A 15,009-nucleotide genomic window follows, 5' to 3' on the forward strand; every position below is an offset into this window, starting at 1 on the left:
CGAGATGACCGCCTGCATGACCCCGACCTGCACGAGAAGAGGAGACAGCATGTCTACCCACCGCCAGATCGTCGCCATCACCTACGAGACGGCCGCCCGTGCCGTCGCGGTCGCCATGGAGGTGGGAGAGCAGCACGGCGTGAAGACCGTCGTCTCCGTCGCCGACCCGTCGATGACCCTCATCGCCTACGGCATGGCCGACGGCGCCACCCCGCACAGCGCCGAGACCAGCAGGCGCAAGGCCGCGACCTCGGCCTCGACCCGCCGCCGCACCGGCCTCATCCCCGAAGCGCTCTCGACCGCCCTGCCGCTCGGCACGGGCGGCGCCCTCACCACCATCGACGGAGGCGTGCCGATAGTCTTCGGCGATACGCACGTCGGCGGGCTCGGCGTGGCAGGCGGCAGCCCGGCGCAGGATGCCGAGATCGCCCTGAAGACTCTGAAGCGCCTCGGCGCGAACACCGTCGGATTCGAACAGCAGTAAGGAATGGAACTATGACCTCGTATCTCTCCCGCGCCGACCTCTCGGTGGCCGCGCCGATCGTCGAGTTCGCCGAAGCGGCGCTCGCCGATTCCGGGCGCGACGTCGACGCGTTCTGGTCCGGGGCGAGTGCGATCATCCACGACCTCGTCCCCCGCAACGCCGCCCTTCTCGCGAAGCGCGACGAGCTCCAGCAGCGCATCGACGAGTACCATCGCGCGAACCCGGGCACGCCCGATCGCGATGCCTACCGGGCCCTGCTCACCGAGATCGGCTACCTGGTGCCGACGCCCGAGCAGGTCGCCGTCACCACCGAGAACGTCGACCCCGAGATCGCGACCATGGCCGGCCCGCAGCTCGTCGTGCCGCTGCTCAACGCCCGCTTCGCGCTGAACGCCGCGAACGCGCGCTGGGGATCCCTCTACGACGCCCTGTACGGCACCGACGCGATCAGTCAGGAGGGCGAGCTCGCCCCTGGCCGCGAGTTCAACTTCGCCCGCGCCGCCGAGGTCGTCGCCTGGGGCCGTGAGTTCCTCGACGAGATCGCCCCGCTGACCGAGGGCTCGCACACCGCGGCGACCGCGTACCGGGTCGACGCCGACGGCCTCGTCATCGACACCGCCGACGGCGAGCGCCGCCTCAAGACCGCCGAGAGCTTCGTCGGGTACACCGGCGAGGCGGATGCTCCCTCCGCCGTGCTGCTCGTGCACAACGGCCTGCACGCCGAGATCCTCATCGACCGCGCCGGACGGATCGGATCGACGGATGCCGCCGGCGTCCAGGACATCATCCTCGAGTCCGCGCTCACCGCGATCCTCGACCTCGAGGACTCCGTGGCCGCGGTGGACGGCGACGACAAGGCCCTCGGCTACCGCAACTGGCGCGGCTTCATGGACGGCACCCTCACCGAGACGGTGACCAAGGGCGACCGCACGTTCGAGCGTCGCCTCGCCGCCGACCGCACCTACACGACGGCGGACGGCAGCGAGATCACGCTTCCCGGCCGCGCCGTGCTGTTCATCCGCAACGTCGGCCACCTGATGCGCACCGACGCCGTGCTCGACCGCGACGGCGGGGAGATCTTCGAGGGCATCCTCGACGCGATCATGACCACACTGGGCTCCCTGCCCGAGCTCGAGGGCCCGGACGCCGGCCGCAACTCGCGCACCGGCTCGATGTACATCGTGAAGCCGAAGATGCACGGCCCGGAGGAGGTCGCCTTCGCCGCCGAGCTGTTCGGCCGCGTCGAGGAGCTCCTCGGGCTCCCCGCCCGCACCATGAAGGTCGGGATCATGGACGAGGAGCGCCGCACCTCGGCCAACCTCGCCGCCAGCATCGCCGCGGCATCCGACCGCGTCGTCTTCATCAACACCGGCTTCCTGGACCGCACCGGCGACGAGATCCACACCTCGCTGCACGCCGGCCCGTTCCTGCCGAAGGCCGCGATCAAGGCGCAGCCGTTCATGAAGGCCTACGAGGACCGCAACGTCGCCATCGGCCTCGCCGCCGGTCTCGACGGCCGTGCCCAGATCGGCAAGGGCATGTGGGCGGAGCCCGACCTCATGCACGACATGCTCCAGAAGAAGATCGCGCACCCGCAGTCCGGCGCCTCCACCGCGTGGGTGCCGTCGCCGACCGCAGCGACGCTGCACGCCCTGCACTACCACCAGGTCGACCCCTTCGCCGTTCGCGCCACCCTCCCTGCCGTCGGCGACGAGGCCCTGGACGCGCTGCTGGTGCCGCCGCTGGCCGGCGAGGGCGACCTGACTCCGGAGATCGTCGCGGAGGAGATCGACAACAACGTGCAGTCGATCCTCGGCTACGTGGTGCGCTGGATCGACCAGGGCGTCGGCGTCTCGAAGGTGCCGGACATCAACGGCGTCGGTCTCATGGAGGACCGCGCCACCCTGCGCATCTCCAGCCAGCTGCTGGCGAACTGGCTCGAGCACGGCGTGATCACCGTCGAGCAGATCGATGACAGCCTGCGCCGCCTCGCTCCGGTCGTCGACGAGCAGAACGCCGGCGATCCGAACTACGAGCCGCTCGCCTTCCCCGAGGGCGGCGAGCCCGGCATCGCCTACACGGCCGCCCGCCGCCTCATCCTCGAGGGTGCAGCGCAGCCGAGCGGCTACACCGAGCCGCTGCTGCACGGCCTGCGCCGCGAGAAGAAGGCCGAGCAGACCGCCAAGGCCTAAATCTCGGCTCTTCGACCTCAGAATCGCGCTTCCCTCGCAGGAATCTTCCGGATTCGTGCGAGGGAAGCGCGTCTCTGCGATCGGGGCGCGGTGCAGTCCCCGGGGTCTGGATCAGATTCCGGATGCCGGTCGCGGGGCCGTCGCATCCAGCATCCGGATGCTCTCGCCGAGTACGCTCCTGGCGAGGAGGTCGCCGAGCAGAGGGCCCATCGTGAGCCCGCCGGCGCCGTAGCCGGTGGCGACGAAGAGCCCCGGCATGCCGGGCACCGCGCCGACCACGGGCGTGCCTCCGTCGGCGAGCGGCCGCAGTCCGACGCGCGTCTCGATGACCGTGGCGTCGGCGAGCCCCGGCGCCACCGACAGCGCATCCCGCAGCACCTCGAGCTGACCCTGCGCGGTGACGCGCGCGTCGAACCCGGCCTCGCTCTCCCTGGTCGCGCCGACGGCGACGCGGCCGTGATCGAAGGCGACGAGGTAATGATGCGAGAGCGGGAACACGCTCGGCCAGGCCGCGGTGTCCACACCCTCGACGCGCAGGTGCGTGATCTGGCCGCGCTGCGGCTGCACGGGGATGTCCAGCCCGAGGCCGGTGAACAGGGCATGCGTCCACGCGCCGGTCGCCACGACGACCGCATCCGCCGAGAGGGTCTCCCCGTCGACGACGACCTCGGTGTCACCGCGGAGCGCCGCCGCTCCGCCGCGCACCGTTCCGCCGAGGGCGCGGCCGGCGGCGATCAGCGCGTCGCAGAGCGTCCGCCCGTCGACGCGACCGCCGCCCTCCACGAGGAGCGCGTCCAGTCCCTCGGCGAGCGGCGGGAAGAGCTCACGGGCGCGGGCGCCTCCGATCCGCTCGACCCGGCCCATCGCCTCCCCGTGCTCGGCACGGCGGTCTTCGAGGAGCGCCTCCGCCGCGTCGAGCTCCGCCGGGTCGCGGTGCACGATGAGTCCGCCGGAGCGGCGGTAGTCGGTGCGGGTGATCCCGGCAGCGGCGAGCTGCGACAGGAGCTCCGGATAGTACGCGGCGCCGGCCATGTAGAGGTCGACGTAAGCGCCGGTCGCGCTCGAAGACCAGGGCTGGATGATCCCCGCGCTCGCGGCTGTCGCCTGGCCCGCCGCGCCGTCGTCGACGAGCGTGACGTCCGCGCCGCGGCGCGCGAGTGCGAAGAAGACGGCGGCCCCGGCGATGCCGGCCCCGATGACGATGACTCTCTGCACGTGCGCTCCTCTCGACCGGCGGTCGGCCCCATTCTGGCGGAGGGGGCCGACGCCCGGCATCCGGTGTCCGCACCCGCCTCTAGGCTGGACTCATGCGCTTGGCCACCTGGAACGTCAACTCCATCCGCACCCGTGTCGCCCGCACCGTCGAGTTCGCCGTCCGCGAGGACGTCGATGTGCTGGCGATGCAGGAGATCAAGTGCAAGCCGGAGCAGTTCCCGTACGGCCCGTTCGAGGAGGCCGGCTATCACGTCGAGGTGCACGGCCTGAACCAGTGGAACGGCGTCGCCATCGCGAGCCGCCTGCCCATCACCGACGTGCAGACCTCGTTCGCCGGCATGCCCGGCTTCGCGAAGGGGCACGAGGGGCCGGATGCTCCGCTCGAGGCGCGCGCTCTCGGCGTGATCGTCGACGGCGTGCGGGTGTGGAGCCTGTACGTGCCCAACGGCCGCTCGCTCGACGACCCGCACCTGGCCTACAAGCTGCACTGGCTCGAGGAGCTGAAGAAGTCGACGGCCGCGGAGCTCTCGGCGAACCCGGAGCTGCCGCTCGCGCTCGTCGGCGACTTCAACATCATCCCGTTCGACCACGACAACGGCGACCCCGACATCGTGGTCGGCCGCTCCACCCACGTCTCCCCGCAGGAGCGCGCCGCGTTCTTCGCCCTCGCCGATGCCGGCGTCAGCGACGTCGTGCGCCCGCTGCTGCCGGAGGGCTACACCTACTGGGACTACCAGCGCCTGAAGTTCCCCCGTAACGAGGGCATCCGCATCGACTTCATCCTCGGGTCGCGCACGCTGGCGGATGCCGTCACCGGCGCGTCCATCCACCGCGACGAGCGCAAGGGCGAGCAGCCCAGCGACCACGTCCCTGTGGTCGTCGACCTCGATTTCGGCTCGGCCGCAGAGGACGACGACCTGCCGATGATCTTCTCCTGACCGGCTTCCGGTCATTGAGCGAGCGGAGCGAGACGAAATGCGGCTGATCGCGACCGATCTCGACGGGACCCTCCTCGACTCTGCGGCCGCGGTCACGCCGCGCACCCGCCGCGCGCTCGATGCGGCGCGCGCCCGCGGCATCCACGTCGTCCCCGTGACGGCCCGCCAGCCCATAGGACTGCGGGCGATCGCCGCCGAGGCGGGCTTCGACGACTGGGCGCTGTGCGGCAACGGCGCGTACGCGACGAACCTCGCGGACGGCCGGATGCTGTTCGCCGAGGAGCTGCCGGCCGACACGATCCGCACGCTGGCCGAGGCGCTGCGTGCGAGCATCCCCGGACTGCTGTTCGCGAGCGTGCGCGAGGGCGGCGAGACCTTCGTCGCACAGCACGGCTACGCGGAGATCGCCGACTACGCCGACCACAAGCGCCACCCGCGCACGATGGGCGGGGTCGACCTGGAGCACGTGCTCGCCGCTCCCAGCCTGAAGCTCGTGATCCGGCATCCGGAGCTCGCGCCGTCCGTGCTCTTCGACAACCTCCGCGACCTCGGTCTCACCGGCTTCGAGGCGACGCTGTCCGGCGCCCCCTTCGTCGAGGTGATGGCCGAGGGCGTCACCAAGGCGACCGGGCTGGCGCGGCTCTGCGAGCACCTGCACGTCGACCGCGCCGACGTGGTCGCCTTCGGCGACGCGCTCAACGACGTCGAGATGCTGCGCTGGGCGGGGCACGGCGTCGCCATGGCGGGGTCCGAGCCGATCGTGCTCGACGCCGCCGACGAGGTGGCCCTGTCGAACGACGACGACGGTGTGGCGCGGGTGATCGAGCGGATGCTCGGCTGACCCTCAGCCGGCGACGGCGTCGAGGAACGCGACCGCGCGGACCGGAGCCCCGTCGCCCTCGAGCCGCAGCGGGAAGAAGCCGACGCGGATCCTCGTGGGGAGGTCATCGAGCCCGCAGAGGTTCTCGACGATGAGCCCGTCACCGCCGAGCACGATCTCGTGCACGGGGAAGCCGGCGCCGGACGTCGGGTCGGGGCTCAGGGTGTCGACGGCGAGCACACGCATCCCGCGGCGCATGAGCTCGCGGACGGCGTCCGGGTCGAGGAACGGATGCCGCAGTGCGCGCTCCGTGCCGAAGAGGCGCGCCCAGCCGGTGTCGACGATCACGATCGAGGGCAGGTCATCGGGGGCGGCGAGGTCGTCCCAGCGGATGGCGTGCCCTGGTTCGGTGTTCGGCGGTCGCAGCACGACGGCCTCGCCGACGAGTGCATCGAGTGAGACGTCGGCGAGGGTGCGGCCGCCGGCGATCGTGTGCGCGGGCGCGTCGACGTGGGTGCCGGTGTGCGATCCGAGGCCGAGGCGAGCGACCGCGGCGCCGTCCGCTGTCACGGTGAGCGCGGGGCTCACCGTGACAGCGGGATCTCCGGGGTAGACCATCATGCCGTCCCGGATCGGGTGGCTCAGATCGCGCAGCATCCTGCCATCATGCACCGTGCGGTCGATCAGCCGACCGGCACGTCGCGCTTCGGACCCGCATAGACCGGCGCCAGCACGGCAGATGCTGCCTCGGCGGGGATGTGCCCGGCAAGGGTTCCGGTGACGACGACGCTGATGCGGGCTCCGCGGAGACGCCCCGTCACCTGCAGAATGTCACTCTGCGCACCCGGGATGGGCTCACCGTCCGCCAGCCACTGGTAGTGGAGTTCGACGCCCGAAGGGCCCCAGTCGCCGGGCAGGACCGTGAGCACCTGACCCATGCGGGGCTCGCCCACGATCACGGGGACACCCGCGGAGACGCCTGGTGAGGGACACTCGCGCGACAGTTCCACGTCGATGCCGGAGTACGTCTGCCCTGCCGAGAGCTCGAAGGTCTCGGCGTCGGCCAGCGATGTCGCGCCACCGTAGTAGAGGTCGCAGAATCCCTCGGCCTGGACGCCGATCGTGTAGGTCCCCGCGGGAAGCCTCCCGGCTTGAACGTCCTCGAAGGAACCGCTGAACGAATAGTCCCCTGCTCCGGTGAGGATGCTCTGGATCGCCTGCCATTCCTCGCCGCTCCAGCGGTATGCGGTCACGTGCGCCTGGACCTCGCCGCCGGCGACCCCCTCCGCGGAGAGAGCTCCGCGGATGTCCGCCCCGCGCTCGAGTGTGAAGTCGATTCCTGAGATCGTCTGATCTCCGGCAAGGGTGATCGGGGTGGCGTCAGCGCGCCTCACGGCCGACTCGTAGTACTCGGTGACGAGCGCTCCCTCGCGCGCAGTCGCGTAGGCCTCGATCGTGTAGGTTCCCGGCGCGACGTACATCGTGTACGTGCCGTCTTCGTTCAGCCATGCCATGCCACCGAACTCGTCCCCGCTCCAAGCGGAGACGGAGCCCTCGAAGATCTCGACACCGCCGGTGGAGACGGTCCCGGTGATCTGCGCGGCCGACGTCAGCTGCGCGTCGATCCCTGTGACCTGCGCGCCGATTCCGGCTGAGAAGCGCGTGGCGTCGGCTTCCGCCCGTGCGTCCTGCCAGTACTCGGCGAGAAGGGACTGGTCGAAGGGCTGGAAGTGGACGGTGTACTCACCGGGAGCCACTCTCACCGAGTAGTTCCCGTGCTCGTCGGTCGTCGTGTACTCGCCACCGACTGTCACACTGGCCTCGACAGGGCTGCCATCGCTCCCCCGCGTCACCGTTCCGCTGATCGTCGCCGCCTCGACAAGCGACGCATCGATACCCGATGAGTCCTCGCCGGGCGCCACCGCGACACTCGTCGCCTGTCCCGCACTGTGGACGCCGTCCCAGTACTCCACGGCGAGTCCATCGTCGACGCCCGGCCGGAAGGTGACGGTGTACTCACCCGCGACCAGGGAATCCACACGGTAGAAGCCGCCCTCGTCGGTCACGGCGCTGGAATAGGCGGAGCCGCTCTGGTCGACGACGTGCACATATGCACCCTCGACGGGCGAACCGTCGCCCTCACGCGTCACAATGCCCGAGATCGATCCGCCCTGCGCCAGTCCCGCATCGATGCCAGAGGTCGTTTCGCCCGGGTTCACCACCACGAGCTGGGCGTCCACCCACGACCGCGCGCCGTCGAAGTACTCGCCGGCCAGGCCCGAGTCGCCGAGGAACTCCACCCGGTACTCCCCGGGCATGAGCCCGGAGATCACGTACTCGCCATTCGCATCCGTGAACGCGGAACCGTGACCACCTGAAGAACCCGATACCTGAACGATCCCGGATTGCACGGGCGCGCCATCCGAATCCCGCGTCACCCGACCTTCGATGGAACCGCCCAGCTCGAGCGATGCATCGATGCCCGTCACGTCCTCTCCGGCACCGACGGGAACCAACTGCGCCTCCCAGCTCCAGTGAACGCCGTTGTAGAACTCACCGACGAGAGGTGCCGGGGGCTCGGTGAACTCGACCTTGTAGTCCGAGGGCGCCAGCCCTTCCAGGACATAGGCGCCCGCGGCATCCGTCGTCGCCGAGGCCCAACTGCCGTCTTCGCTCCAAGCCGCCACCGACACACCCTCGACGGGCTGCCCGTGGGTCTCGCTGGTCACGACTCCGCGGATCGAGCCAGTCCCCGGGACCGGCTCCTCGGCCACTGCCGACACCGACCCACCCAGCATCAGGGCCGCAGCCGCCAGTCCGGCGATCGCACCGCCCAGAATCCTGCGCCGGAGCGCACCACGCATCGACATCTTCTTCCCCCACGGGTCGGGGCGCGGCACCCCTCAGTGCGCGCCGATCAGCAGATCACCCTGCCGATCGCGGCAATGTGCCTTCCGAATCTAGGGGATCCCGGGGTTTCCGTCGAGCGTCTTGATGAAAGCGATATCAGTCCTCGAAGGTGCCGACCTCCGGCACCCGATCGGTGCGGCGGTATCGGAGCAGTGTCACGCCGCCGTCGTCCGCGACCGGAGGGGCGAGGAGCTCCAGCACCGAAGGCAGAGCGTGGTCGTCGAAGACCTTCTTGCCGGCGCCGAGCAGGATCGGGTAGACCCACAGATTCAGCTCGTCGAAGAGCCCCTCGGCGAGAAGGGTGTGCACGAAGTCGAGGCTGCCGATCACGTGCACCTCGCCGTGCCGCTCACGCATCTCGGCGATCTCGGCGGCGAGATCGTCGCCGACCCGCGTCGAGCCCTGCCAGCCGAGCGCGATGCCGGCGTCGCGGGAGGCCACGTACTTCGGCACGCGGTCGAAGAGCCGGCCGATCTCCCCCGAGGGCCCGTCGGTGTGATGCGGCCAGTACGCCGCGAAGATGTCGTAGGTGCGGCGGCCGAGGAGCAGCGCGTCGAGGCCCTGCATCCCCTTCATCACCTCTTCGCCGACGCCCGAGGAGGGGTGGCCGGCCTGCCAGCCGCTGAAGCGGAAGCCGCCCGAGGTGTCCTCCTCGGTGCCGCCGGGCCCCTGGGCGACGCCGTCGAGGGTGGTGAACAGATCGATCAGGATGCGACCGGTCATGGTGATGCTCCTTACGCAGTCGGTTCGTTACGCACTCAGTCTTTCGTCGATCGGGGCGATGTGGAAGGTCGTCGCGAACGACTCCAGGTGGCCGAGATCGCCGCGCACCACGGCGAGCACGTCCTGCTCCAGAGCCTCGGCAGGCGTGATCTCTCCCCCGATCAGACGGCGGATGCCGGGACCGGCGACGATCACGGCATCCGGCTCACCCTCAGGCCCTGGGCCGCCCACCGGCTCGGGTGGGGCGAGCCGGAAGACCGTCAGGGTGCCGCCCTGCACCGAGGCGCGCAGAGCCACCTCGCCGACGTGCAGCTCGTACTCGGCATCCAGCGCCCCGTCTGCGGCGGCATCCGCCTGGAAGGCCGTGCGCAGCGCCATCGTGAGGGAATCGGGGGTGACCACGTCGCCCTCCTCCGGGTCGCCCATGGTCTGGAAGCCCCACCGTCCGAGCTCGAGGATAACGGGTTCGAGCGCCTGCCCGTAGGGGGTGAGCTCGTAGGCGAGGCCGCGTCGCAGCGGGATGCGCCGCACGACCCCGCCCTCCTGCAGCTCCTTCAGGCGCGTGGACAGGATGTTCGTGGGGATGCGCGGCAGGCCCTGCTTGAGATCGGTGTAGCGACGCGGCCCGACGAGCAGATCGCGGACGATGAGCAGCGCCCATCGCTCCCCGATCAGCTCGACGGCCGTCGTCACACCGCAGTACTGGCCGTAGCCGCGCGCCGCCATGTCAGGCCGTGGCGCTCTGCTCCGCGACGTGCTCCGGACCGTTCTCCACGGCCTCGGGGGTCATGTAGAGGAAGCCCAGCGAGTTGCCGTCGGGGTCGTCGATGTCGCGCGAGTACATGAAGCCGTAGTCCTGCGCGGGCTTGGGCTCGGAGCCGCCGGCTGCGAGGGCCTTCTCGGCGATGGCGTCGACGTCCTCGCGGGAGTCCTTCGCGAACGACACCGAGACCTGGCAGACCTCCTTCGGGTCGGCGATCGGCTTGTCGGTGAACGTGGCGAAGAACTCGCGCTTGAGGACCATGAAGTAGACGTCCTCGCTCCACACCACGCACGCGGCGTTCTCGTCGGTGAAGAGCGGGTTGATCTCGCAGCCGAGCGCAGTGTAGAACGCCTTGGCGCGCTCGAGATCGGTGGTGGGCAGGTTGACGAAGACCTTGGTGGACATGCGTGCTCCTTTGTCGATGTCGTTCTCGATGTCTGGGACGGCGCTGTCGTCGACCCGATGAGGCGATACTTGCAAAAAACAAGCCCGCTTGTCAATAGCAAGCCCCGAGCCGCGATCCGCCCTGCGGGGGATGCCCCCGGCATCCGGCCCCCGTACCGTGGGAGGCATGCCGTTCACCCGCACGCCCACCCCGCGCGAGCTGCGCAGCGACCTCGTGCTGGCGGCGGTGATGTTCGCCGGGGCGGTGCTCAGCGCTGCGCTCTCGTCGATCGCCGAGGTCTACGGCGACGAGCAGGCCGAACTGTGGACCGCCCTCGTGTACGCCGCCGTGATCACCGCTCCGCTCGCCGTGCGCCGCCGCTGGCCGGGCATCGTCGCGATCATCACCGCGCTGGCGTACTTCGCCGCCGTCACGATCAAGGTGCCGGAGATCTACGTCGGCAACATCGCCATGTTCGTCGGCCTGTACACGGTCGGCGCCTGGATGAACGACCGCCGCCGCGCGCTCGTCGTGCGCGTCGGCATCATCGTCGGGATGTTCATCTGGCTGATCATCACGATGTACCGCGACGCGATCAGCGAGGCGGACAAGGCCGACGTCGCCGCCGGCGCCTTCTCGCCGTATGTCGCCTTCATGATGATCCAGATCCTGCTGAACGTGCTGTACTTCGGCGGGGCGTACTACTTCGGCGAGCGCTCCTGGCACGCCGCCGTGCAGCGCAGCGTGCTGGAACAGCGCACGATCGAGCTGGAGCGCGAGCGCGAGGTCACCGCGGCGCAGGCCGTCGCCCTCGACCGCGTGCGCATCGCCAGGGAGCTGCACGACGTCGTCGCCCACCACGTGTCGGTCATGGGCGTGCAGGCCGGGGCCGCGCGTCTCGTGCTCGACCAGGATCAGGAGCAGTCCCGGCGGATCCTGGCCGGGATCGAGAGCTCGGCCAGGGACGCGATCCGCGAGCTCCGCCAGCTGCTGGAGACCCTGCGCACGCCGGGCGATTCCTCGGATGCCGCCTCCACCGTCACCCTCGCCGACATCGCCGACCTCGCCGAGGCGTCGACCGCGGCCGGGCTCCCCACCGAGTACGCGGTGATCGGCGACCCGGTCCCCGTGCCTTCCGTCGTGGCCGTGAACCTGTACCGGATCGCGCAGGAGTCCCTGACGAACGCCCGCCGGCACGCGGGGCCGGGCGCCACCGCCGACGTGCGCGTCCGCTACGACGAGGACGGCGTCGAGGTCGAGGTCGTGAACACCGGCCGCGCCGTGGGCGCGCTGCGTCCCGGCCTCGGTCAGCTGGGAATGCGGGAGCGGGCCGCGGCATCCGGCGGCACCCTCGAGATCACGCCGCGCACGCCCGGCGGCCTGCGGGTGCGCGCGCGGGTGCCCCTGCAGCCCGAGCCGCACGCCCCGATCCCCCGCGCGGCCGAGGGGACGCTCTCATGATCCGGGTGCTCCTCGTCGACGACCACGCGATGCTCCGTGCCGGTTTCCGCACGATCCTCGACACGCAGCCCGACATCACCGTGGTCGGCGAGGCGTCGACCGGCGCGGAGGCGGTGGAGCAGGCATCCGTTCTCCGCCCCGATGTGATCACGATGGACGTGCAGATGCCCGACATGGACGGCATCGAGGCGACGCGGATGCTCGTCGCCGACCCGGCCGTGGAGGCCGCGATCGCGATCATCACGACCTTCGACCGCGACGACTACCTGTACCGGGCGCTGGATGCCGGGGCGAGCGGCTTCCTGCTGAAGAACGCGGGCCCGGAAGACCTCATCGCCGCCGTCCGCGCGCTCGCCGCCGGCGACGGGATGCTCGCGCCCGAGGTCACTCGCCGGGTGCTGTCGCGCTTCGCCGCGGCATCCGCCCCCGCTCCGGTCGCACCCCCTGCCGGTGCAGCCCCCTCCGGACCGGGCCGAACTGCGACCGGAGCGCATCCAGGACTCGCCGAGCCGCTCACCGAGCGCGAGGCGGAGGTGCTCGCCCTCCTCGCCGACGCCCGCAGCAACGCGGAGATCGCCGGCGCGCTGTTCATCGGGGAGGCCACGGTGAAGACCCATGTCTCGCGCATCCTTCAGAAGCTCGGCGCCCGCGACCGGGTGCAGGCCGTGGTGCTCGCGCACCGGATGGGCCTCGCATCGGCGTGACCGCTAGCCTCGAAGGCATGCCCGAGGCCGCACCGCTCTCCCGACCGATCATGGCGGGCGTGGTCACGGCGCTCGTCGGCTTCACGAGCTCCTTCGCCGTGGTGCTCACCGGACTCTCCGCGGTCGGCGCGAGCTCGGCGCAGGCGGCCGGCGGCCTCCTCGCGGCGAGCATCACGATGGGACTCGCCTGCGTGATCCTCGCCTGGCGGTACCGGATGCCGATCACCGTCGCCTGGTCGACGCCCGGAGCCGCGCTGCTGGCCGCGACCGGCGCCGTCGACGGCGGCTGGCCGGCGGCGATCGGCGCGTTCCTCCTCACGGCGGCGCTGATCCTGCTCACCGCCCTCTGGCCGGCGCTCGGGGCCCTGATCGCCCGCATCCCGCCGTCGATCGCGCAGGCGATGCTCGCCGGTGTGCTCCTCCCGCTCTGCCTCGCGCCGATCACCGGCCTCGTCGAGAACCCGTGGGGAGTCGTGCCGGTCGTGCTGACCTGGCTCGTGTTCGCGCGGATCGCACCCCGGTGGGCCGTGCCCCTGGCGTTCGCCGCCGCGGCCGTCGTCGTGGGCGTCTCCCTGATCCGCGAGAGCGCCGCCGTCGACCCGGCCCTGCTGCTGCCGCATGCAGAGCTCACCACCCCGACGTTCACTGCGGGCGCGGCCGTCGGCATCGCCCTGCCGCTGTTCATCGTGACGATGGCGTCGCAGAACGTGCCGGGCGTCGCCATCATGCGCAGCTTCGGGTACGAGGTGCCGTGGCGCCCGGCGATGCTCGTCACCGGGCTCGGCACGGCGCTCGGCGCCCCCGCGGGCGGGCACGCGATCAACCTCGCCGCGATCAGCGCGGCCCTCGCCGCAGGACCCGACGCCGATCCCGACCCGCGGCGGCGCTGGGTGGCCGGCGTCTCGACCGGCGTCTCCTACCTCGTGCTCGGCGGCCTCTCCGCCGCCTTCGCCGCCCTCGTGCTCCTGGCACCGGATGCGGTGATCCCCGCGGTCGCAGGCCTCGCGCTGTTCGGGGCCTTCGGCTCCTCCGTCCAGCAGGCGATCGACGACCCCGGCGAGCGCGTCCCCGCCGTGGTGACCTTCCTCGTGGCGGCATCCGGCATCTCCCTCCTCGGCGTCAGCGCCGCCTTCTGGGCGCTGGTCGCCGGCCTGATGGTGCGGGTGGTGCTGCACGCGGGGCGGCGCTGAAGAGCGGATGCGCCGGAAGGAGGGGCTCGCGCTCACGCCCTCGGGTTACCGTAGACGCGTGACCGCACCCGCCGCCGGCGCTCCCCTCGGCTACTTCGACGCCCGGGCGCTCACCGACCCCGTCGACGATGCCGCCGTCGACGCGTTCACCCGAGCGCGCCGTCCTGCCGCCTCCTCGGCATCCGCCCTCCAGATCGTGGGCTGGGTCATCGCACTCGGAGCGATGCTGCTGCTCGTCGTGCCGATCCTGTCGATCACCGTGCTCGGCCTCGGCTACATGCTCGGGGGCGTCGGCGGCCTGTTCGCGGCGGGCGTGCTCGCGCTGCTGCTCGTCGGCGGCGTCGTCGTCGGCGCGGTGCTGCTGATCCGCAGCTCGCTGCGCGCGCAGAGGGTCGCCCACTACCGTCTCGCACAGTTCGCCGCCTCGAACGCCCTGACGTACATCGATTCCATCGAGGCCCCTCCCCTGCCCGGGATGCTCTTCGGGCACGGGTCCGGCCGCCGGTCCACGCACGTGCTGCGCGGGGAGAAGCCGAGGTTCGTCGAGTTCGGCAACTACCAGTACACGACAGGGAGCGGCGACGACCGCCGGACCCACCACTGGGGCTACGTCGCGGTGAAGCTCGACGTGCCGCTGCCGCACATCGTCCTCGACGCCCTCGGCAACAACGCGCTCGGCAGCGCCATGGCGCTCGGCTTCCAGGGCGATCAGCGGCTCTCGCTCGAGGGCGACTTCGACCGGTACTTCTCGCTGTACTGCCCTGCCGGCTACGAGACCGATGCGCTGTACCTCTTCACACCCGACGTGATGGCGCGCTTCATCGACCACGCCGCCGAGCTCGACGTGGAGATCGTCGACGACTGGCTCTTCCTGTACACGCGCCGGGCAGCCTCGAGCCTCGACCCCGCCACCTGGGCCTGGCTGTTCGGCGCCGTCGCCGCGCTGCTGTCCAAGCTCGACCAGTGGGCGCGCTGGCGCGACGACCGGCTGCGCGGGGTCACGCCGGCACCGATCGCTGGAGCGCCGCCCGCGCTGCCCTTCGCCGCGCCGACAGCGCTGCTCACCCCGCCACCCGGAGTCGCGCCGCCCGGGCAGCGACTGAAGCGCCGGAGCCCCTGGCTGATCGTCGGGATCATCGTCGCCGTCCTCGGCGCGGTGGCCCTCTTCCCCGTGGCGCTCGGGATGCTCGCCCTGCTGCTCACGCGCTGAGACTGCATGTCCCC

The 15,009-nt window shown here is 71.1% G+C and carries 14 protein-coding genes; 8 read left to right on the forward strand and 6 right to left on the reverse strand.

Annotated features, from left to right (window positions below; genetic code table 11):
* Positions 1 to 49 precede the first annotated feature (49 nt).
* A complete protein-coding gene (locus tag G6G98_RS09910; RefSeq protein ID WP_067347737.1) occupies positions 50 to 484 on the forward strand; it encodes a GlcG/HbpS family heme-binding protein in 435 nt (144 codons plus the stop codon).
* 11 nt (positions 485 to 495) lie between these two features.
* A complete protein-coding gene (locus G6G98_RS09915; protein ID WP_164234659.1) occupies positions 496 to 2,676 on the forward strand; it encodes a malate synthase G in 2,181 nt (726 codons plus the stop codon).
* Between the two features lie 111 nt (positions 2,677 to 2,787).
* Here G6G98_RS09915 and G6G98_RS09920 read toward each other — a convergent pair whose 3' ends face one another.
* Positions 2,788 to 3,891 (reverse strand): NAD(P)/FAD-dependent oxidoreductase, encoded by a 1,104-nt coding sequence (locus tag G6G98_RS09920; RefSeq protein WP_208321464.1) that lies wholly within the window; start codon positions 3,889 to 3,891, stop codon positions 2,788 to 2,790.
* 92 nt (positions 3,892 to 3,983) lie between these two features.
* Here G6G98_RS09920 and G6G98_RS09925 point away from each other — a divergent pair, with 92 nt between their 5' ends.
* Both G6G98_RS09925 and G6G98_RS09930 read left to right on the forward strand, forming a co-directional pair.
* Positions 3,984 to 4,829, forward strand: coding sequence for an exodeoxyribonuclease III (locus tag G6G98_RS09925; protein ID WP_067347745.1), 846 nt, complete (start codon positions 3,984 to 3,986; stop codon positions 4,827 to 4,829).
* A 37-nt stretch (positions 4,830 to 4,866) separates the two neighbouring features.
* A complete protein-coding gene (locus G6G98_RS09930; protein WP_067347748.1) occupies positions 4,867 to 5,670 on the forward strand; it encodes a Cof-type HAD-IIB family hydrolase in 804 nt (267 codons plus the stop codon).
* Between the two features lie 3 nt (positions 5,671 to 5,673).
* Here G6G98_RS09930 and G6G98_RS09935 read toward each other — a convergent pair whose 3' ends face one another.
* From G6G98_RS09935 to G6G98_RS09955, 5 genes are all read right to left on the reverse strand, one after another.
* Positions 5,674 to 6,306: a cyclase family protein gene (locus G6G98_RS09935; protein WP_067347751.1), complete on the reverse strand. Its 633-nt coding sequence runs from the start codon at positions 6,304 to 6,306 to the stop codon at positions 5,674 to 5,676.
* 26 nt (positions 6,307 to 6,332) lie between these two features.
* Positions 6,333 to 8,513 (reverse strand): MSCRAMM family protein, encoded by a 2,181-nt coding sequence (locus G6G98_RS09940; RefSeq protein ID WP_164234657.1) that lies wholly within the window; start codon positions 8,511 to 8,513, stop codon positions 6,333 to 6,335.
* 142 nt (positions 8,514 to 8,655) lie between these two features.
* Positions 8,656 to 9,282, reverse strand: coding sequence for a dihydrofolate reductase family protein (locus tag G6G98_RS09945; RefSeq protein WP_067347756.1), 627 nt, complete (start codon positions 9,280 to 9,282; stop codon positions 8,656 to 8,658).
* A 27-nt stretch (positions 9,283 to 9,309) separates the two neighbouring features.
* The gene (locus G6G98_RS09950; RefSeq protein WP_067347759.1) at positions 9,310 to 10,008 is read right to left on the reverse strand and encodes a winged helix-turn-helix transcriptional regulator; all 699 of its coding nucleotides are present in this window, start codon (positions 10,006 to 10,008) and stop codon (positions 9,310 to 9,312) included.
* 1 nt (position 10,009) lies between these two features.
* On the reverse strand, positions 10,010 to 10,450 hold the full coding sequence (locus G6G98_RS09955) for a VOC family protein (protein ID WP_067347761.1): 441 nt from the start codon (positions 10,448 to 10,450) through the stop codon (positions 10,010 to 10,012).
* 166 nt (positions 10,451 to 10,616) lie between these two features.
* Between G6G98_RS09955 and G6G98_RS09960 the strand changes: the two genes are divergently transcribed.
* Genes G6G98_RS09960 through G6G98_RS09975 form a run of 4 tightly spaced genes read left to right on the forward strand, consistent with a single transcriptional unit; the run spans position 10,617 to position 14,995 of the window.
* The gene (locus G6G98_RS09960; protein ID WP_067347764.1) at positions 10,617 to 11,891 is read left to right on the forward strand and encodes a sensor histidine kinase; all 1,275 of its coding nucleotides are present in this window, start codon (positions 10,617 to 10,619) and stop codon (positions 11,889 to 11,891) included.
* The gene (locus tag G6G98_RS09965; RefSeq protein ID WP_067347768.1) at positions 11,888 to 12,595 is read left to right on the forward strand and encodes a response regulator; all 708 of its coding nucleotides are present in this window, start codon (positions 11,888 to 11,890) and stop codon (positions 12,593 to 12,595) included. Before G6G98_RS09960 ends, G6G98_RS09965 begins: the two co-directional genes overlap by 4 nt.
* 17 nt (positions 12,596 to 12,612) lie before the next feature.
* Complete coding sequence (locus G6G98_RS09970) at positions 12,613 to 13,785, forward strand: benzoate/H(+) symporter BenE family transporter (protein ID WP_164234656.1); 1,173 nt, start codon at positions 12,613 to 12,615, stop codon at positions 13,783 to 13,785.
* A 58-nt stretch (positions 13,786 to 13,843) separates the two neighbouring features.
* A complete protein-coding gene (locus G6G98_RS09975) occupies positions 13,844 to 14,995 on the forward strand; it encodes a hypothetical protein (RefSeq protein WP_067348426.1) in 1,152 nt (383 codons plus the stop codon).
* Positions 14,996 to 15,009: the final 14 nt, after the last annotated feature.

The organism is Microbacterium hydrocarbonoxydans, from assembly GCF_011752045.1.
Taxonomy (GTDB): domain Bacteria; phylum Actinomycetota; class Actinomycetes; order Actinomycetales; family Microbacteriaceae; genus Microbacterium.